Origin of the sequence: Streptomyces sp. Ru62 (assembly GCF_002920615.1) — a bacterium.
Taxonomy (GTDB): Bacteria; Actinomycetota; Actinomycetes; order Streptomycetales; family Streptomycetaceae; genus Streptomyces.
Genome location: NZ_PQSU01000018.1, coordinates 168,872 through 188,922, shown reverse-complemented (window position 1 = coordinate 188,922; position 20,051 = coordinate 168,872). Strand labels below are relative to the sequence as shown.

Here is a 20,051-nt window from a genome sequence, read left to right as displayed (position 1 = left end):
ACGGTGGAGCCGTGCACACCGCGTATCCAGGACACGCGGGGCTCACACGTCCGGAAGGTCATCCCCTTCGCTCACGGGTAGCGGACGAGGTTCGCGACGTTGGTCGTCGCGTTGGACGGTCCTCCGGTGTTGTTGATGACGTGACCGATGGTGCCGGTGCCGCCGAGCGAGACGGTCACCATGCTGGTGAAGCGGACGTTCGGGTTGTCCGGCGCCTCGATGGCGCGGGCGGCCGTCACGCTCGGGTTGACGTTGAAGTAGCAGTAGCTGCCGAGGCCGTACGCCTGGTGGCTGGTGACCGAGTCGGCGACCTTGTAGGCGGCGTAGCCCTGCGTGGAGCCGTTCATCCAGGCGGCCTGGTTCGGCGGGTCGTACGGCATCTCGTTCTGGAAGAAGTAGGTACGGCCGCCGTTGCCGTTCCAGACGGTCTGGTACTTCTGGAAGTGCTCCACGAACAGCCCGTACATCGTCACGTCGTCGCCGTTGACCACCAGGCCGGTGTCGGCGGTGTTGCTGGTCCAGCCGACGCCGCTGCCGTGGTCGGCGCGCCAGATCCACATGTGGTCGCCGATGACGTTGTCGCTGTTGACGACGAGGCTGGTGGCGGCCTTGCCGACGCCGGCGCCGCCGACGCGGAAGTACACGTCGTGCAGGGAGGTCGGGTCGGCCGCGTGGGAGGCGGTGGAGCCGGCCGGCCCGACCTCGACCAGGGTCTTCGAGCTGGTGGTGCCGGCGTCGAAGAGCAGGCCCGCGATCTTCACGCCGTCGACGTCGGCGACGGACATCGCGGTGACGCCGTTGTCCGGGACGAAGGTGGCGAGACCGAGGCCGAGGACGACCGTGTCCGGGCGGGTCACCTTCAGGGTCTGGTCGAGGTGGTAGACGCCGGGTGTGACCAGCAGGTTCTGGCCGGCCGCCAGGGCCGCGTTGATCTGTGCGGCGGTGGCGCCGGGCTTGACGACGTAGAACTGGCTGAGCGGCAGGGAGCTGCCGGCCGGGCTGCCGCCCGCCCAGCTCGTCGCCGTGGAGTTGGTACGCACGGACGGCACGAACACCTGGTAGGTGCCGGAGCCGTCGACGTACAGGAACGGCTTCTCCCGGGTGACCGGGCTCTGCGCGACGGTGGTGTACGGCGGGTTCGGGAAACTGGTGGCCGGGACGCCCTGGCTGCCGACGAACACCATGTTCCAGTTGGACCCGGTCCAGCTGCCGAGCTGGGAGTTGCGGGTCAGCCACTGCTGCTGCGAACCGGAGTTGACCTGTCCGTCGACCTTGCTGTCGGCGAGGTAACCGCCGGACGACCAGCCGCCGTCGTCCAGGGCGAGGTTGCCGCGCAGGTGCATCCGGCGGTAGGCCGCCGCCTGCGAGACGGCCCAGCGGTCGCCGCCGCCGGTGGGGTTGACGGACAGGTTCTCGGCGCCGCGCCAGAAGTTCTGGGTGGCGTTGCCCTGGAACCAGTCGGCCTCGGCGTGCACCGCGCCGTTGACGGTCACCGCGTCCGGGGTCAGGCCGAGGCCGAGGACCTGGGTGTAGAAGCCGACGTTGACGTTCGCGTTGTAGGCGCCGGGCTTGAAGAGGACGGCGTAGCGCTGGGAGCCGAACTGGTTGGTCTCCTGCTGCTTGAAGATCGTGTCCAGCTTGCCCTGGATGGTCGAGGCGGACATCGACGGGTCGAAGACGACGACGTTCGGGCCGAGGTCCGGGTTGCTCGCCGACTGGGTCACGGGGACCACCTGGAACCGCTGGGCGGCGGTGCCGTTGCAGGTGTACTGCACGAACTGCACGCTGTCGGCGAGCGAGGCGCCGGGGTCGTCCAGGCACTTGCCGCTGCCCCGGTTCACGAAGTGGAAGGCGCCGCCGCCGTCGTCCACGGGCAGCCACTGCTGGTTGGCGCCGCCGCCGTAACTCCACAGATGGACGGGCGCGTTGTCGGCGGTCGAGACGTCGGCGACGTCGGCCACCTGGTTGGTGTCGTTGCGGTTGTTGATGCGGACGTAGCCGTCGCCGGCGTCGGTGAAGCTCCACTGCTGGGCCGTGGTGCCGTTGCAGGCGTACTGCTGCACGGCGGTGCCGTTGGCGGTGGCGGCGGCCTTGGCGTCCAGACACCTGCCGCTCGCGGCGTTCACCACCGTGGCGAAGCCCGTGGGCAGGGCGGCGGCCCCGGCGGTGGCGGCGGGCGCGGGCACCGCCGTGAGCAGGGTGGCGGCTAGGGACAGAGCGGCGAGCGATCCGGCCGCCGGGAGGGGTCTGGCCATGTGGGCGGGTGGCCTTTCGGGTGGGGGGACCGCAGACCCAACAGCCGGGGGACATTCGGCCGTTGGGACCTGCGGGGCTTTGTTTAAGGCGTGAAACTAAAGGTCCGGACCACTGGCGTCAAGAGGCGGAACGGGAAACCCCGACCGGACACCGGGGGGCGCCGCCCGGTGCCGGTAGGGTCGGGCGCGTGGGGGAGGAACCGCAGGCTGGGGATGGCTTGGACCGGGCGGCGTCGGAGGCCGTGGGCCGGGCGGGGCCGGCTGTGGGTCGGGCGGTGCCGGGGGCCGTGGACCGGGCGGCGCCACACGCCCCGGACCGCGCCGCGCCAGGGACCACCGACCGCACCACACCGAAGACCCCGCACCACACCCCGCCAGACACCGCACACCGCACCACGCCGGACGCCATGGACCGAACAGCGCCACACGCCGTGGACCGGGCTGCGCCGGACGCTCCGGACCGTGCCGCGCTGGAGGCCGTGGACTGGGCCGGGTTGGAGCACAACTACGGGTCCGCCGTCGATGTGCCGGATCTGTTGCGGCGGTGTGCCGGGCCGGACCCGGACGACGCCGGGGACGCGGCGTCCGACCTGCTCAACCTGCTCTTCCACCAGGGCGGCTGGATCTGCCCGGCCGGCCCGGCCGCGCTGCCGTTCCTGCTCGGCCTGGCCGCCCGGCCCGACGTGCCGAGCCGGCGCGGCCTGCTGGAACTGATGGCCATGCTGGCGCACGAGGCCGGGCGGGTCGCCGACCGGTTCCTGGACCCCGGCTGGCCGCCGGCATGGGAGGCGGCGCTCCCCGGCGTACTCGCCCTGCTGGACGATCCCGACCCCGTGATCCGGCGCGCCGCCGCGGACGTGGTGGGGTCCTGCACCAGCCCCGGTGAGCTGACCCTGCCCGCGCTGCTGCGCCGCTGGCGGGCGGAGGACGATCCGGTGACCCGGCTGGATCTCGTCCTCGCCCTCGGCCGGGCGGCCCTGCGGGAACCGGCCGGGGCCCACGCCGACCAGGCCCGCCGCCTCCTGCGCGACTTGCTCGACGCCCCCGAGGCCCAGCTCCGGCTGGCCGCGGTGCACGCCCTCGCGCCGGCCGATCCGGGGCTGCCCGTGCGCCGGCTGGACCTGCTGCTGCACGCGGTACGGGATCCCGGTGTCGCGCTCTGGCGCCACAGCAGCACGGTGCAGGCCGGGGTGCAGGGCGTCCACCACTGGACCGCCGGGCTCTTCACCGGAGCGTCCTGCGACTTCACCCGCGGACTGCTCGCGGACCATCCCGACGACGAACAGCGGATCGGCGCCCTGGCCCAGGCCGGCGCGCAGCTGGCCCGCCGGCGCTCCCCGGCCCCCGTGCTGCTGTCGGCCGTCGCCGCACGGCTGGACGACCCCTCTCCGGAGGTCCGGTACCGGGCGGTCGAACTGCTCGCCTGTCTCGGCCCGGCCGCCACCGCCCACGCGGAGGAGGTGGCCGCGCTGCTCCGCGACACCGGCACGCGGTCCACCCGGGGGCGCGAGACCGTCGCCGAGGCCGCCGTGTGGGCGCTGGCCCGGATGAACGACCCGCGCTGCGTGCCGGGCCTGACCGGGCTCCTGGCCGGCCAGAGGTCCGGCTTCGAGTCGGCCTCCGCGTACTTCCCCGCCGAGGACCGGCACATCGTGGTGCTGCCGGCGCCGGACGAGGTCCTGGCGCTTGTGGCGGACCACGCCGAGGAGTTGCTGCCGGCGCTCCGCGAGAGACTGGACACCGCGACGGACCCCCGACTGCTGCGCCGGCTCTGCCGGGTCGTCGCCGCGTGGGGGCCGGTGGCGGAGGCGGCGGTGCCGCACCTGCTCGGCCTCCTGGCGGACGACCGGACCTGGACGGCGGCCGCGACGGCCCTGGCGGGCGTCGGCAGGGCCGGCTCCCCGGCGAGGGAACCGCTGGCGGCCCGGTCCGCCGGCGACGGCGCGGACGCGGACCTCGCGGCCTGGGCGTACTGGAAGGTCACCGGCGAACCCGGCCCGTTCCTGGAACGGCTCGGGCCCCCCGCCACAGGGCACCTCCCGCACCCCGCCCTGCGCCGACTGGCCGGTCTCGGCCCGCACGCCGCTCCCTGGGCGGACCGGCTCCGCGCGCTGACCGCCGACCGCGACCCCTGGGTCCGCGTCGAGGCCGCCCACGCCCTGTGGGCCGCGACCGGCGACACCGCGCACACGGTCCCGGTACTGACCTCGGCCGTTCGGGGCCTGGCCGAGGGCGCGTATCTGCCGGTCATGCTCCCCGCGGTACGGCACCTGGCCCGGATCGGCCCCGCCGCCCGGCCGGCCGCCGACCTGCTGCGCGGGGTGCCGGACCGCGACGAGCGGCTGCGCGGCTCCGGCGGCTGGCGGGGCTTCGTCCAGGACGAGGAGATCCGGGACGCCGTCGACGCGCTGCTCACCGAGGGGTGTGCGGAGTAGGAGGCGCGGCGCCGGTGCGGGGCGGTCCGCGCGGTCAGGCGCCGGTCAGTGCTGCCGGTGCGTCGACCGTCTCCCGGAGGGCGGCCGACAGGGCGCGGGCCTCGTGTCCGGTCATCCGCGAGGTCTCGCACGGCACGGCGTCGACCCGACGCCGAGTCAGCCGTGCGACCACCGCCGACCAGGTCGTCCTCACCCCACCGAGGCGGCGGACACCGCCATGTCACTGCGTGACCTGCTGCTGCGCGCCTCGGCACAGCCGCCCCCGACGGACGGGTGACAGCTCGGCGGCGGGGGCGCCAGGGGGGTGACCGGCGGACCTCACCCCACCGTCGGCACCCCGGCCTCCACGGCCCCCGGCGCGACCGCCCCCGGCGCCGTCGCCTCCGCCGGCTCGCCGCGCCCCGCGAACTGCGTGCGGTACAGCTCGGCGTACCGGCCCTGTGCCGCCAGCAGTTCCTCGTGCGTGCCGCGTTCCACGATCCGGCCGGACTCCACGACCAGGATCTGGTCGGCGGCGCGGACCGTGGAGAGGCGGTGGGCGATGACCACGGCGGTGCGGCCCTCCAGGGCCTCGGTGAGCGCCTCCTGGACGGCCGCCTCGGAGGTGTTGTCCAGGTGGGCGGTGGCCTCGTCCAGGATGACCACGCGCTGGCGGGCGAGCAGCAGCCGGGCGATGGTCATGCGCTGGCGTTCGCCGCCGGAGAGCCGGTAACCGCGCTCACCGACGACGGTGTCCAGACCCTCGGGCAGGGACCGGACGACGTCGGCGAGGCGGGCGCGGCCGAGGGCGTCCCACAGCTCGTCGTCCCCCGCGTCGGGGCGGGCCAGCAGCAGGTTGGCGCGGACGGTGTCGTGGAAGAGGTGGCCGTCCTGGGTGACCATGCCGAGCGTGGCCCGCAGGGAGGCGAAGGTGAGGTCGCGGACGTCGACCCCGCCGATGCGGACCGCGCCCGCGTCGACGTCGTACAGGCGCGGCAGGAGCTGGGCGATGGTCGACTTGCCGGCGCCGGAGGAGCCGACGAGGGCGACGGTCCGGCCGGGTTCGGCGCGGAAGGAGATGCCGCGCAGCACCTCGGTGCCGCCGCGGGTGTCGAGCGCGGCGACCTCCTCCAGGGAGGCGAGGGAGACCTGGTCGGCGGCGGGGTAGGAGAAGCGGACGTCGTCGAACTCGACGGCGACCGGGCCGTCGGGGACCTCGCGGGCGTCCGCCTTCTCGGTGATGAGCGGCTTGAGGTCGAGCACCTCGAAGACCCGCTCGAAGCTGACGATCGCGCTCATCACCTCGACCCGGGCCCCGGCGAGCGCGGTCAGCGGGGCGTACAGGCGGGTCAGCAGCAGGGCGAGGGAGACGACGGCGCCGGGCTCCAGGGTGCCGCGCAGCGCGAACCAGCCGCCGAGGCCGTAGACGAGGGCCAGCGCGAGGGCGGAGACCAGGGTGAGGGAGGTGATGAAGACGGACTGGGCCGTCGCCGTACGGACGCCGATGTCCCGGACCTGGGCGGCCCGCGCCGAGAACTCCGCCGACTCCTCCTCCGGGCGTCCGAACAGCTTGACCAGGGTGGCGCCGGGGGCGGAGAACCGCTCGGTCATCCGGGTGCCCATGGCCGCGTTCAGTGCCGCGGCCTCGCGCTGCATGCGGGCCATCCGGCTGCCCATGCGGCGGGCGGGCAGCACGAAGACCGGCAGCAGGACCAGCGCGAGCAGGGTGATCTGCCAGGACAGGGTGAGCATCACGGCGAGCGTGAGCACCAGGGTGACCAGGTTGCTGACGACGCCGGAGAGGGTGTTGGCGAAGGCCCGCTGGGCGCCGATCACGTCGTTGTTGAGACGGCTGACCAGCGCGCCCGTACGCGTACGTGTGAAGAACGCGACGGGCATGCGCTGCACATGATCGAACACAGCCGTTCTGAGGTCGAGGATGAGTCCCTCCCCGAGCGTCGCCGACAGGCGGCGGCCGAGGATGCCGAGCCCCGCCTCCGCGAGCGCCACGAGCGCGATGAGCAGGGAGAGCCGGACCACCGTGCCGGAGTCGTGCCCCGCCACGATCGCGTCGACGACGCGGCCGGCGAGCACGGGGGTCGCGACGGCGAGCAGGGCGGTCACCACCCCGAGCAGCACGAACCGGACGATGCCGGCGCGGTGCGGGCGGGCGAAGGCGGCGATGCGGCGCAGGGTGGCGCGGGCGAACGGGCGACGCTCGGACTGCGCGTTCATCACGCTGTGCAGCTGCGTCCAGGCTGTGGTCTCCATGCTCATGGAAGAGACCGTAGAACCTCAAGGTTCGTTGAGGTCAATGTCCGCGACGGTTCACCCGCTGTTGGGACGCCCCGGAGAACCTGTTCCGACGTGACTGCCGTCCCCCTCCCCCGTCGGCGCCCGCCCCGACGCCTCCCCGTGCGCCAGGTGCTGTGCCTGGTGCCGCTCGTGCTCGTCGCCGTGGCCGCCGTACGGCACCGCTCGGTCCTCGCCGAGGGCTTCGCCCACCTGCGCACCGCCTCCTGGCCGTGGCTGCTCGCGGCGGTCACGGCGACCTGCCTGACCTGGGTCGCCGCCGCCGTCACCCGGCAGGGCGCGGTGCTCCAGCCGCTGCCGAAGGGGCGGCTGCTGGCCACCCAGTTCGCGGCGGCAGCGGCCAACCACCTGCTGCCGACCGGGCTCGGCGCGGGCGCCGTGAACCTGCGCTTCATGACCGTGTGCGGGGTGCCGCCGGCGCGTTCCTCCGCCGCGCTCGCCCTGTACCTGCTGGCGGAGTGCGTGGGCCGGCTCGGGTTGCTGGCCGCGCTGCTGATCGCGTTCCCGGACGCGCTGCGGCTCGGCCCCCTGCTGCCGGACGGCTCGGCGCTGCCGCTGCTGCTGGGCGTGGTGGGCCTGCCGGTCGTGGCGGGGGCCGGGGCGGCGCTCGTACGGCCGCTGCGCACGCGCGTGTCCGCGTTCGCGCGGGACGCCCTGGACGAGGCCCGGTCGGTGCACACCCGGCCGGCCCGCGCACTGGCGCTGTGGGGCGGCTCGCTGGCCTTCCCCGCGCTCCAGGCGGCCGGACTCGCGGCCGTCGGGCAGGCGCTGCGGCTGCCGGTGCCGCCCGCGCACATGGTGCTGGCCTACCTCGCCGCGACGGTCGCGGTGGCCCTGGTGCCCACGCCCGGCGGGCTGGGGTCCGTGGAGGCGGCGCTGGTCGTGGCCCTGGTCGCGGTGGGCGGCCCGGCCGCGGTGGCCACGGCGGTGGTGCTGGCCTACCGGATCATCACCGTGTGGCTGCCGCTGGTGCCGGGGGCGCTGACGCTGGGCGCGCTGGTGCGGCTGAAGGTCATCTGAGGCACAGTGGCCCTTCGAGCCGTCCCCGGAGAAGGAGAACCGCCGTGCCGGTCCGCGTCGAACGCGAGGAGTACGTCACCACGGTCGTGCTGTCCCGGCCGGAGGCGCGCAACGCGGTGGACGGCCCGACGGCCGCGGAACTGGCCGCCGCCTTCCGGGCGTTCGAGGCGGACGACAGCGCCCGGGTGGCGGTGCTGTGGGGCGAGGGCGGCACCTTCTGCGCCGGCGCGGACCTGAAGGCGATCGGCACGGAGCGCGGCAACCGGGTGGCGGAGGACGGCGACGGGCCGATGGGGCCGACGCGGATGCGGCTGTCCAAGCCGGTGATCGCGGCGGTGGCCGGGCACGCGGTCGCGGGCGGCCTCGAACTCGCCCTGTGGTGCGATCTGCGGGTCGCCGAGGAGGACGCGGTGTTCGGGGTGTTCTGCCGCCGCTGGGGCGTGCCCCTGATCGACGGCGGCACGGTACGGCTGCCCCGGCTGATCGGCACCGGCCGGGCCCTGGACATGATCCTCACCGGCCGGCCGGTCCCGGCCCGCGAGGCGTACGAGATGGGCCTGGCGAACCGGCTGGTCCCCACCGGGCGGGCGCGTGCCGAGGCGGAGGCGCTGGCGGCACGGATCGCCCGCTTCCCGCAGGCCTGCCTGCGCGGTGACCGGGCGTCGGTCCTGGACCAGGAGGGGCAGGACGAGGAGACGGCGCTGCGCGGTGAACTCCGGTGGGGCACGGGGGTGCTGGCCGAGGGCGTGGAGGGCGCCGCCCGGTTCGCGTCGGGTGCCGGGCGGCACGGGTCGTTCGCGGACTCCTGAACAGCAGCTCCCGCCGCGGACCCGCGCTCAGCCGGTGCTCACCCGTACCTCCCCGCCCCCGGGGTCGACGCGGCCGTGCCAGCGGGCGGTGAGGGTCAGGGTGCGGTCGGGCAGGGCGGTGCGCAGGCGCTCGTGGTGCAGGAGACGGCCGTCCTGGCGGACGTACAGGACCGGGCGGTGCAGCGGGACGCCGGTGCGCAGGACGTGGGGGACGGGCGGGGCGGCCGGGGCGACGCGGTTCGGGGCGATCCAGCGCAGCGGCGGCTCGACGGTCACGGGTACGCCGGGGGCCGGCCAGGGCGCGCCCGCGAGGAAGTCCAGCACCGCACCGGCCGCCCGGGCGCCCTCGCGGGCCGCGGTGCCGGCGGGTTCCACGGCGTGCAGGACGTTGCCGGCCGCGAAGACACCGGGGCGCGAGGTGTGCAGGGAGCCGGCGACGGCGGGGCCGCGGGTGCCGGGGTCGAGGGCGAGGCCGCCGCGCCGGGCCAGTTCGTGGTCGGGGACGAAATCGCCGGTGAAGACCACGGTGTCACACGGGAGGATGGCCGTACGGCCGTCCCGGTGGCGGACGCGGACGCCGGACAGCCGTCCGTGGCCGAGGAGTTCGGTGACGGTGGTGTCGGTCAGCAGCGGGACGCCGTGGCGCAGCCGGGCCGCCCGGGCGCGGGCGGTCTGGGCGCGCGGGTGTTCCGTGACGAGGGCGACGACCTCGGCGCCGCCCGCGCGGACGGTGTCCGCCGCCGCGTAGGAGACGTCCGTCGCGCCGACGACGACCGCGCGGGTGCCGATGTGCTGCCCGAACAGATGGACGGCCTGCTGGAGTTCGCCGGTGGTGTAGACGCCGGCGGGGCGGGTGCCGGGCACCAGCCGGGCGGGGCGCGGGCGTTCGCGGGCGCCGGTGGCGAGGACGACCGCCCGTGCCGTGACGGTCTCCGGGCCACCGGGGCCGACGGTGGTGAGCACGGGTCCCGTCGGCGCCCAGTCCAGCGCCGTCACGCCGGTCCGGACGGTGGCGCCCGCGCGCTCGGCGGCCTCCGTGAGCAGGCGGGCGTACCCGGGGCCGGTCAGCGGGTGCGTCCAGGTGCCGAAGCCGCCGTGCGCGCACGTCCGGGGCACTCCGCCGGGCCGCGCCTCCCGCTCCAGCACCTCCACGTGCCCGGCGCCGGCGGCGGCCAGCCGCGCGGCGGCGGCGAGCCCGGCGGGACCGGCACCGACGACGAGGACGTCCACGTGACGCGGGGTCATGACGTCCGGCCGACGGGGGACCGTCATGGCCTCGCCCCCCGCTCGAACAGCTCCCGTACCGCCGCCCCGCAGTAGAACCCCTGGCAGCGGCCGGCCCGGGCGCGGGTGCGGCGGCGCAGGCCCTCCAGGCTGCGGGGCGGGACGGTGCTGGCGAGGGCGTCGCGGATCTCGCCGCGGGAGACGCGCTCGCAGTGGCAGACGAGGGTGCCGTACTCGGGGTCGGCGGCGATGAGGTCGGGCCGCTGGTAGGGGCGGGGGAAGGCCTCGCCGAGGTTGGGCATGGTCACCGGCTCCGGCTCCCGCACCGGGCCGAGGTCGAGGCCGCCGTCGGCCAGCAGGCCCACGACGTGGGCGGCGATGGCCAGGGACGCCGTCAGGCCGGTGGAGCGGATGCCGCCGACGGTGACGTACGCCTGCCCGGGGTGCGCGGTGATGCGGTAGTCCTCGTGCCCGGTGGCCGCGCGCAGCCCGGCGTAGACGGCGGTGACCTCCTCCTCCAGCAGGGCGGGCAGGACGCGGCGGCCCTTGTCCCGCAGCGCGGCCAGCCCGTCGGCGGTGGATCCGGTGGCCCGTTTGTCGCGCAGGTCCTCGGCGGTGGGGCCGAGCAGGACGTTGCCGTGGACGGTGGGGGCGACCAGGACTCCCTTGCCGAGGGCGGTCGGCACGGGGAGGAGGATGTGCCGGACGAGGGGGCGGGCGAGCTTGTCGTGGACCAGGAGCTGGCCGCGGCGCGGGGTGACGGTGAAGTCCTCGTGGCCGAGCGCGCGGTCCAGGGTGTCGGCGTGCAGTCCGGCCGCGTTCACCAGGTGGCGGGCGCGCAGGGTGCCCCGGCTGGTGGTCAGCAGGTGTCCGTCCGGGGAACTCACCTCGCTCACGGCGGTGTCGAGGTGCAGATCGACGCCGGCGCGGACCGCCTGGGTGGCGTAGGCCAGGGTCGTCGTCCAGGGACAGATGATGCTCTCGCCGGGGACGTGCAGGGCGCCGAGCGCGCCGGGACCGAGGTGGGGTTCGCGGGCGTACAGCTCCTCGGGGCCCAGCAGGGTGGTGTCGTGGTACGCGTTGCGCTCGGCCTTCCCGGCCAGCCGGGGCAGCGCGGCGAGCTGTTCCTCGTCCCAGGCGACCAGCAGCGCGCCGACCCGCTCGACGGGGATGCCGGTCTCGGCGGCGTAGGCGCCGAGGCGGGCGTACCCCTCGCGGACCAGGCGGGCCTCCAGGGTGCCGGGGGTCGCGTCGAACCCGGTGTGCAGGATGGCGGTGTTGGCCTTGGAGGTGCCCTGGCCCACGTCGTCCTGGGCCTCGACCAGGGCGACGCGCAGCCGGGGCCGGCGGGCGAGTTCGCGGGCGATGGCGCAGCCGACGACACCGGCGCCGACGACCGCCACGTCGTACGGCGTCGTGGGCAGCGGCCCGGCCGCGGTGACGGTCACGTGCCGAGGAGGGCCGCGACGGCGGCACGGAAGCCGGCGCGGCGTTCGGCGGCCTGGTCGGCCGGGATGCGGGGCTCGTACACGGCGGCGGGTCTCCCGTCGGGCAGGACGTCCGCGACGCTCAGTCCGGGATCCGCGCCCAGGCGGGCGAGGGCGGCGGCGCCGAGCGCGGTGGCGTCGGCCAGCGCGGACACCTCGACGGGGTGTTGCAGCAGGTCGGCCTGGGTCTGCATGAGGAGCGCGGAACGGGTGAGGCCGCCGTCGACGCGGAGCGTGGTCAGGGGGGCGCCCAGGTCGTCGGCGGCGGCGTCGGCGAGTTCGGCGACCTGGGCGGCGATCCCCTCGCACAGGGCGCGCACCAGGTGGCCGGCGGTGGTGTCCAGGCCGAGGCCGGTGAGGGAGCCGCGCAGGTCGCCGCGCCACCAGGGAGCGGCGAGTCCGGCGAGGGCCGGGACGAAGGTGACCCCGCCGCTGTCGGGGACGGCGCCGCCGACCGGGTCGAGGTCGGCGGCGGAGGAAAGCACACCGATGTCGGTGAGCCAGCGCACGGCGGATGCGGCCGTGTAGACCTGGCCGTCCAGGCAGTAGCCGGTGTGTCCGGCGAGCCGCCAGGCGACGCAGCCGACCAGACCGGAGTCCCCGCGCCGGGGGCGGTCGCCGGTGTGGGCGAGCAGGAACGCGCCGGTGCCGTAGGTGCACTTGGCGGCGCCGGGTCCGGTGACGCGCTGGGCGAGCAGGGCGGCCTGCTGGTCGACGATCAGGCCGGTGAGCGGGATCTCCCGGCCGAACGCGCGTGTGGTGCCGACCGGTCGCGCGCTGTCGGTGACCTCGGGGAGGCGTTCGCCGGCCAGGCCGTAGAGGTCGAGGGCGCGCGGGGACCACTCGACACGGTCCAGGTCGAGCAGCTGGGTACGGCCGGCGGTGGCGGCGTCGGTGGCGAAGGCGCCGGTGAGGCGGTGGACCAGCCAGGCGTCGGAGGTGGTGACGACGCCGTCGCGGGTGAGGTGGCGACGGATCCAGGCCATCTTCGGCGCGGCGAAGTACGGATCGAGGGGCAGGCCGGTCAGCTCCCGCAACTCCTCCGCGTGCCCGGCGAGTCCGGCGCACACGGTCTCGGCCCGGCGGTCCTGCCACACCAGGGCGTCGGTCAGCGGGCGGCCGGTGTCCGGGTCCCAGGCGAGGACGGTCTCGCCCTGGTTGGCGAGGCCGAGCGCGACGACGTCCTCACCGGCCTCGGCGAGCGCACGCCGGCCGGCCTCCACCACCGAGTCGTACAGCCGCGCCGGGTCCACCTCGACCAGGCCGCCGGGCAGATGACGGGGGCGCACCTCGGCGAAACCGGTGCCGAGGACGCCGCGTTCGGGGCAGAGCACGAGCGCCTTGGTGCCGGACGTGCCCTGGTCGACGGCGAGCACCGGCCCGGTCACCGCGCGTCCTCCGCGCGAGCGCGCCGAGCACCCCGCGCCCGCGTCCGTCCCGCGCCCTGCGCTCCGGCCCTGAAGATCACCGAGCCAGCCTGCCGCCGCCGCAGGCCCGGAGTCAAGGGCTTGCCCCATCGCTCAACTCGCCCTGCCGGAAGTTGACTTGGCAACAATGGTATGGCGGAACCCGCGCCTCTATAGTGACCGCCGACCACCGGACATCTTCATCACCGCCCAGGGGAGGGCAGTTGCGACGTCACCCCGCCACCTCGCCCGTGCGCCCGGGGCCGGGGGCCGGCGGCTGATGGCCAGAGACGGAGCCCGCCCCTCCTACGACCCCGCCGGCCCCGACCACGCGCTGCGCGCCGCGCTCCAGGACCTGCGCACCGGCCGCTGGATGGCCATGCGCACCCTGCTCGCGGAGACCACGCGGTGGTGGCAGTGGACCCAGCGCACCCAGGTGCTGGCGGCGGCCGCGGCCGGCACCGACGTGGTGCGGGCCTGGCTCACCGAGGAGCCGGACAGCGCGCACGCGCGGGTGATGCACGCGCGCGTCGGCGTCGAGCGCGCGCTGCGGGCCCGGAGGGAACGACACCGCCGTACCCATGAGTTGTGGATCGAGGCGTGGGACGCCGCCCAGTCGGCGACCGTGGCCGCACCGCGGGACCCGGTGCCCTGGGTGTGTCTGCTGGCGCTGGCACAGCTCGACCCGGAGCAGCGCTGGGAGGAGCACCGGGCCACCGCGCCGGAGCCGCTGCTGCCGCCGGGGCCCTGGGGGCTGCTGGCCGAAGCAGGCAAGCGCGACCCGTTCAACCGTGAGGCCCACCACCGGATGCTCCAGTTCCTGTACGCGCGCGGTGGTTCGGGCCGGCTCGCGGAGGCCGCCGGCTACGCGCAGTGGGCCGCCGGCCAGGCCCCGCCCGGCTCGGCGCTGCACCTGCTGCCGCTCTACGTCCGGGTCGAGCGCTACCGCCGGGACAGCGGGCACGACGCGGCGCTGGACCTGCACTGGGTGGTGGAGGAGGCGGCCCGGGAGGCGCGGCGCGCGCTGCATTCCTGGTTCGAGCGGACGGAGCCCGCCGAGCGCGCGCTGCCGGACCTCAACCATCTGGCCCACGCGTTGTGGGGCGCCCTGCGGTTCGCCGACGCGGCAAGGGTGTTCGAGGCGATCGGGCCCTACTTCACCCCGCCGCCCTGGATGTACCGCACTCCGGACCGGGACCGCGCGGTGGAGGTCTTCGTCCAGGCCCGGGACCGCTGCCGGGCCGCCACGGAAGGCTCCCACCCCTGAACCCACGCCTGCACACCCCTTCTGACCACCCCTCCTGACCGTCCCTCCTCAGCACCACCGGGAACCGCACAGCCCCCGCACCACCGGGAACAGCCCCCGCCCCCCGCACCACCGGGGGCAGCCCGCACCGCCCCCTGAACGACCCCGTTGCACGTGCTCGTCCGACAACCGTTGATCCAGGAGGTCCCCGCGTGTCCCCCACCCCCGATCCCTCGCCCACCCCCTCCCCCGGTCTGCCGCAGCAGGACGAGGAGCAGCGGCTGCGGGAACTCGGCTACCGGCCGGTGCTGGCCCGCCGCATGGGCGGCTTCGGCAACTTCGCGATCAGCTTCTCGGTGATCTCGATCCTGTCCGGCTGCATGACCCTGTACGGCTTCGGCCTGAACACCGGCGGGCCCGCCGTGATGCTCTGGGGCTGGGCGGGCGTCGGCCTGTTCGTGCTGTGCGTCGGCCTCGCGCTCGCCGAGGTCACCAGCGCCTACCCCACCTCCGGCGCCCTGTACTACATGGCCGACCGGCTCGGCGGCCGGCGCTGGGGCTGGTACACCGGCTGGCTGAACCTGCTCGGCCTGCTCGGCGCGATCGCCGGCATCGACTACGGCGCCGCCCTGTTCACCGGCGCGTTCGCCAACCTCCAGTGGGGCTTCGAGCCGACGCCCGGCAGAACGATGCTGATCTTCTGCGCGATCCTGCTGCTGCACGCGGTGCTGAACCTGTTCGGCGTGCGCCTGGTCAGCCTGCTCAACTCGGTCAGCGTGTGGTGGCACCTGGCGGGTGTGGCGCTGATCGTCGGCGCGCTGGTGATCGTCCCCGACCACCACCAGTCGGCGTCCTTCGTGTTCACGGAGTTCGTCAACGAGACCGGCTGGGAGAACCCGCTGTACGTGGCGGCGATCGGCCTGCTCCTCGCGCAGTACACCTTCTCCGGCTACGACGCCTCCGCCCACCTGTCGGAAGAGACCTCGCACGCCTCGGTGGCCGCCTCCCGCGGCATCGTCCGCGCCATCTGGGTGTCCTGGCTGGCCGGTTTCGTACTGCTCGCCGGTCTCACCTTCGCCATCCAGGACTACGACGCCACCCGCACCACCGGCACCGGCGTGCCGCCCGCCCAGATCCTGCTGGACGGCCTCGGCACCGACGGCGCGAGCGCCCTGCTCCTCGTGGTCGTCATCGCCCAGCTCTTCTGCGGCAACGCCGAGGTCGCCGCGGCCAGCCGGATGGTGTTCGCGTTCAGCCGGGACGGCGCGCTGCCCGGCTCGCACCTGTGGCGCAAGGTCAGCGGCCGCACCCAGACGCCGGTCGCGGCCGTCTGGCTGTCCGTCGTCGTGGCCTGTGTCCTCGCCCTGCCGTCGCTGTACTCGGCGACGGCGTACAACGCGGTGACCGCCATCAACGTCATCGGCATCACCCCGGCCTACGCCATCCCCGTGTTCCTGCGGCTGCGCGCGGGCGACCGTTTCCAGCCGGGTCCGTGGCAACTGGGCCGCTGGAGCAAGCCGGTCGGCTGGATCGCGGTCGTGTGGGTGGCGTGCGTGACGGTGCTGTTCTGCCTGCCGCAGTCGTCGCCGGTCACGGTCGACACGATGAACTACGCCTCCGTCGCCCTCGCCGTGGTCCTGGTGCTGGCCAGCGTCTGGTGGTACGTCGCCCGCCGGTCGTACGGCACCCCCACCACCGCCGCGTACGGCAGCGACCGCGACCAGGCGGAACTCGCGGAGGGCATCGTCTGAGCCGGCTGCCCGACGAGCGCCGGTCCCGGTACGAACGGGCGTGCCGGATACGGCAGGATGAACGAGCGCGCCGGTCACCGGAGTTCCTCCGGCCGGCGCGGTCGCACATCCCGGACATCGAGCAGGTGACAACGTGACGAGACTTCACAAACGGCTCTCCGCAGCGGCCGCACGCCCCGGAGGTGACCGGTGAACCGCGCGCTGACCCTGGACGACCTCGTCCTCGCCGGCATCGCCCTGGCGGCGGGCCTGGTGCTCGCCTTCATGTCGCGCACCCTGCTGCGCTGGCTCGCGAAGCACGCCAAGCGGACCCGCTGGAGCGGCGACGACGTCATCGTGGACGCGCTGCGCTCGGTCGTGCCCTGGGCGGCGATCGCGGGCGGCGCGGCGGCGGCAGCGGCCGTGCTGCCGCTCACCCGGAGCGTCCAGCACCATGTGAACCAGGCGCTTGAGGTCTGGCTGATCGTCGTGGTGACGTTCTCCGCGGCCCGGGTGATCGCCGGCCTGGTCCGTTCGGTGACCCAGTCCCGCTCCGGGGTCGCGGGCTCGGCGACCATCTTCGTCAACATCACCCGCGTGCTGGTGCTGGCGATCGGCTTCCTGGTCGTCCTGCAGACCCTGGGCATCTCCATAGCGCCGCTGCTCACCGCCCTGGGCGTCGGCGGTCTGGCGGTCGCCCTGGCGCTCCAGGACACGCTCGCCAACCTCTTCGCGGGCATCCACATCCTCGCCTCCAAGACCGTCCAGCCGGGCGACTACATCCGGCTGAGCAGCGGCGAGGAGGGCTATGTGGTGGACATCAACTGGCGCCAGACGACGGTCCGCCAGCTCTCCAACAACCTGGTGGTCATCCCCAACGGCCAGCTCGCCAAGGCCAACATGACCAACTTCACGCGGCCCGAGCAGGAGCTGACCGTGCTGGTGCAGGCCGGGGTGAGCTACGACTCCGACCTGGAGCACGTCGAGCGGGTGACCGCCGAGGTGGTCACGGAGGTCATGACGGAGGTCACCGGAGCCGTGCCGGAGCACGAGCCCGCCATCCGCTTCCACACCTTCGGCGACTCCCGGATCGGCTTCACGGTGATCCTCGGCGTGGGTGAGTTCAGCGACCAGTACCGGATCAAGCACGAGTTCATCAAGCGTCTGCACCGCCGCTACCGCGAGGAGGGCATCCGCATCCCGGCCCCCACGCGCACGGTCTCCCTCCAGCAGGGCACGGCGGTGATCCCGCAGCAGCGCAGCGGGGAGGGCGCGGTGCCGGGGCCGCAGGCCACGGAGTAGCCCGGCCTGAATTCCTGACCGGCACGTATGCTCGAAGCAGCATGACGACGCCGGCCCCGGACCCCCGCACGCTCGACCGGCGGCTGGACGCGCTCGCGCGCCAGCCGTTCCGGGCGAAGTTCCACCTGCGCGGGCGGGACCGGGCGACCGCCGCCCTGAAAGGGCCGGCGACCCTGCGCCGGCACGCGTACGACCTGATCGCGAAGCGGCTGGCACCGGCCGAGCCGTACAAGGACGGCCGGCAGACGCCGTACCGGGGTCACCCGGTGTTCGTGGCCCAGCACGCGACCGCCACCTGCTGCCGGGGCTGCCTGGAGCGCTGGCACGGCATCCCCAAGGGGCGCGCACTGACCCGCGTCGAACACGCGTACGTGGTGGAGGTGATCAGCCGCTGGATCGCGCGCGAGATGGCGGACGGCGGATTTTCCGGCCAGGACCCCTGTCGAGCCGACCCCGAGCACGAGATATCTTGATGTCGAGCAATGTTGCAGACGTGGAGCGGAGCACCCGGTGACTGACTCGACCATCATCTACACCTACACAGACGAGGCCCCGGCCCTGGCGACGCATTCGTTCCTGCCGGTGATCCAGGCGTACGCCTCGCAGGCCGGTGTGCCCGTGGAGACGCGTGACATCTCACTGGCCGGGCGCATCATCGCCGTCTTCCCGGAGTACCTGAACGAGGACCAGCGCATCCCCGACGCGCTGACCGAGCTGGGCGAGCTGGCCAAGACCCCCGCGGCCAACATCATCAAGCTGCCGAACATCTCGGCGTCCATCCCGCAGCTCAAGGCCGCCGTCGCCGAGCTGCAGGGCAAGGGCTACGCGCTGCCGGACTACCCGGACGACCCGAAGACCGACGAGGAGCGCGAGATCCGCGCCCGCTACGACAAGGTCAAGGGCTCCGCCGTCAACCCGGTGCTGCGTGAGGGCAACTCCGACCGCCGTGCCCCGGCCTCGGTGAAGAACTACGCCAAGACCCACCCGCACCGCATGGGCGCCTGGACCCCCGAGTCCAGGACCAACGTGGCGACCATGGGCGAGAACGACTTCCGCTCCACCGAGAAGTCCGTCGTCGTCTCCGAGGACGGCGCCCTGAAGATCGAGCTGGTCGGCGAGGACGGCACCACCACCGTCCTGAAGGAGTCCGTACCGGTCCTCGCGGGCGAGGTCGTCGACGCCTCCGTCATGCACGTCGCCGAGCTGGAGGCGTTCCTCGCCGCGCAGGTCGCCCGCGCCAAGCAGGAGGGCGTCCTGTTCTCCGTGCACCTGAAGGCCACGATGATGAAGGTCTCCGACCCGATCATCTTCGGTCACGTGGTGCGCGCCTTCTTCCCGAAGACGTTCGCGAAGTACGGCGAGACCCTCAAGGCGGCCGGCCTCACCCCGAACGACGGCCTCGGCGGCATCCTGAAGGGTCTGGAGAACCTGCCCGAGGGCGCCGAGATCAAGGCATCCTTCGACGCCGAGATCGCCGAGGGCCCGGACCTGGCCATGGTCGACTCGGACAAGGGCATCACCAACCTGCACGTGCCCTCCGACGTCATCATCGACGCCTCCATGCCGGCCATGATCCGCACCTCCGGCCACATGTGGGGCCCGGACGGCCAGGAGCACGACGCCCTCGCCGTCATCCCGGACTCCTCCTACGCCGGTGTCTACCAGGCCGTCATCGAGGACTGCCGGGCCAACGGCGCCTACGACCCGTCGACCATGGGCTCGGTCCCGAACGTCGGCCTGATGGCGCAGAAGGCCGAGGAGTACGGCTCCCACGACAAGACCTTCGAGATCCCGGCCGCCGGCACCGTCCGCCTGACCGACCAGGCCGGCAACGTGCTGATCGAGCAGCCGGTCGCGCAGGGCGACATCTTCCGCGCCTGCCAGACCAAGGACGACCCGATCCGCGACTGGGTCAAGCTGGCCGTCACCCGCGCCCGCGCCACCGGCGACCCGGCCGTGTTCTGGCTGGACGAGACGCGTGCCCACGACGCGCAGCTGATCGCCAAGGTCAAGCAGTACCTGCCGGAGCACGACACCGAGGGCCTGGACATCCGCATCCTGTCCCCGGTCGAGGCCACCAAGCTGTCGGTGGAGCGCATCCGCCGCGGCGAGAACACCATCTCGGTGACCGGCAACGTGCTGCGTGACTACCTGACCGACCTCTTCCCCATCCTGGAACTGGGCACCAGCGCCAAGATGCTGTCGGTCGTCCCGCTGATGGCGGGCGGCGGCCTGTTCGAGACGGGCGCCGGCGGCTCCGCGCCGAAGCACGTCCAGCAGCTCGTCAAGGAGAACTACCTGCGCTGGGACTCCCTCGGCGAGTTCTTCGCCCTGGTGCCGTCCTTCGAGCAGTACGCGGAGGCCACCGGCAACACCCGCGCCAAGGTCCTCGCCGACACCCTCGACCGCGCCACGGCGACCTTCCTCAACGAGGACAAGTCCCCGACCCGGCGCGTCGGCGGCATCGACAACCGCGGCAGCCACTTCTACCTGTCCCTGTACTGGGCGCAGGAGCTGGCGAAGCAGACCGAGGACGCCGACCTCGCGAAGGCCTTCGCGCCGCTCGCCGAGACCCTCGCCGCGAACGAGCAGAAGATCGTCGAGGAGCTGAACGCGGTCCAGGGCTCCCCGGCCGACATCGGCGGCTACTACCAGGTCGACAAGGCCAAGGCGGACGCGGTCATGCGCCCGTCGGCCACCTGGAACGAGGCGCTGGCGTCCCTCAGCTAGTGCCTGCGGCGGCTGAGCGGGGTGCCTGCGGCGCCCGAGCGGGTGCCTGCGGCGCCTGAGCCGTCGAGGTGACGTGTCCTCCTCCGCCCCGGCCGGGCCCCCGGCCGGGGCGGAG

The 20,051-nt window shown here is 74.1% G+C and carries 13 protein-coding genes; 8 read left to right on the top strand and 5 right to left on the bottom strand.

Features of this window, described 5'->3' with window-relative positions:
* Positions 1–71: 71 nt before the first annotated feature.
* On the bottom strand, positions 72–2,255 hold the full coding sequence (locus C3492_RS25070) for an RICIN domain-containing protein (RefSeq protein ID WP_103814228.1): 2,184 nt from the start codon (positions 2,253–2,255) through the stop codon (positions 72–74).
* A gap of 407 nt (positions 2,256–2,662) precedes the next feature.
* Here C3492_RS25070 and C3492_RS25065 point away from each other — a divergent pair, with 407 nt between their 5' ends.
* Positions 2,663–4,690, top strand: coding sequence for a HEAT repeat domain-containing protein (locus C3492_RS25065; protein WP_107500676.1), 2,028 nt, complete (start codon positions 2,663–2,665; stop codon positions 4,688–4,690).
* Between the two features lie 318 nt (positions 4,691–5,008).
* Here C3492_RS25065 and C3492_RS25055 read toward each other — a convergent pair whose 3' ends face one another.
* Positions 5,009–6,946 carry an ABC transporter ATP-binding protein gene (locus tag C3492_RS25055; protein WP_103814226.1) on the bottom strand — a complete coding sequence of 646 codons (1,938 nt, stop codon included), beginning with the start codon at positions 6,944–6,946 and terminating at the stop codon, positions 5,009–5,011.
* Between the two features lie 90 nt (positions 6,947–7,036).
* Between C3492_RS25055 and C3492_RS25050 the strand changes: the two genes are divergently transcribed.
* Both C3492_RS25050 and C3492_RS25045 read left to right on the top strand, forming a co-directional pair.
* Positions 7,037–8,002, top strand: coding sequence for a lysylphosphatidylglycerol synthase domain-containing protein (locus tag C3492_RS25050; protein WP_181140535.1), 966 nt, complete (start codon positions 7,037–7,039; stop codon positions 8,000–8,002).
* 44 nt (positions 8,003–8,046) lie between these two features.
* The gene (locus C3492_RS25045; protein WP_103814223.1) at positions 8,047–8,811 is read left to right on the top strand and encodes a crotonase/enoyl-CoA hydratase family protein; all 765 of its coding nucleotides are present in this window, start codon (positions 8,047–8,049) and stop codon (positions 8,809–8,811) included.
* A gap of 27 nt (positions 8,812–8,838) precedes the next feature.
* Here C3492_RS25045 and C3492_RS25040 read toward each other — a convergent pair whose 3' ends face one another.
* From C3492_RS25040 to C3492_RS25030, 3 genes are read right to left on the bottom strand one after another with little or no spacing between them, the layout of a single operon-like run.
* A complete protein-coding gene (locus C3492_RS25040) occupies positions 8,839–10,056 on the bottom strand; it encodes an NAD(P)/FAD-dependent oxidoreductase (RefSeq protein ID WP_181140540.1) in 1,218 nt (405 codons plus the stop codon).
* 23 nt (positions 10,057–10,079) lie between these two features.
* The gene (locus C3492_RS25035) at positions 10,080–11,483 is read right to left on the bottom strand and encodes an FAD-dependent oxidoreductase (protein WP_103814219.1); all 1,404 of its coding nucleotides are present in this window, start codon (positions 11,481–11,483) and stop codon (positions 10,080–10,082) included.
* Positions 11,480–12,910, bottom strand: coding sequence for an FGGY family carbohydrate kinase (locus C3492_RS25030; protein WP_103814217.1), 1,431 nt, complete (start codon positions 12,908–12,910; stop codon positions 11,480–11,482). Before C3492_RS25030 ends, C3492_RS25035 begins: the two co-directional genes overlap by 4 nt.
* 298 nt (positions 12,911–13,208) lie before the next feature.
* Here C3492_RS25030 and C3492_RS25025 point away from each other — a divergent pair, with 298 nt between their 5' ends.
* The 5 genes from C3492_RS25025 (at position 13,209) to C3492_RS25005 (ending at position 19,936) form a co-directional block, all read left to right on the top strand.
* On the top strand, positions 13,209–14,195 hold the full coding sequence (locus tag C3492_RS25025; protein ID WP_103814215.1) for a hypothetical protein: 987 nt from the start codon (positions 13,209–13,211) through the stop codon (positions 14,193–14,195).
* Between the two features lie 191 nt (positions 14,196–14,386).
* A complete protein-coding gene (locus C3492_RS25020; RefSeq protein ID WP_103814213.1) occupies positions 14,387–15,925 on the top strand; it encodes an amino acid permease in 1,539 nt (512 codons plus the stop codon).
* Between the two features lie 189 nt (positions 15,926–16,114).
* Positions 16,115–17,206, top strand: a complete 1,092-nt coding sequence (locus C3492_RS25015; RefSeq protein ID WP_103814211.1) for a mechanosensitive ion channel family protein — start codon at positions 16,115–16,117, stop codon at positions 17,204–17,206.
* Positions 17,207–17,247: 41 nt separating this feature from the next.
* Positions 17,248–17,679, top strand: coding sequence for a DUF4186 domain-containing protein (locus C3492_RS25010; RefSeq protein ID WP_103814209.1), 432 nt, complete (start codon positions 17,248–17,250; stop codon positions 17,677–17,679).
* Positions 17,680–17,716: 37 nt separating this feature from the next.
* Positions 17,717–19,936 carry an NADP-dependent isocitrate dehydrogenase gene (locus tag C3492_RS25005; protein WP_103814207.1) on the top strand — a complete coding sequence of 740 codons (2,220 nt, stop codon included), beginning with the start codon at positions 17,717–17,719 and terminating at the stop codon, positions 19,934–19,936.
* Positions 19,937–20,051: the final 115 nt, after the last annotated feature.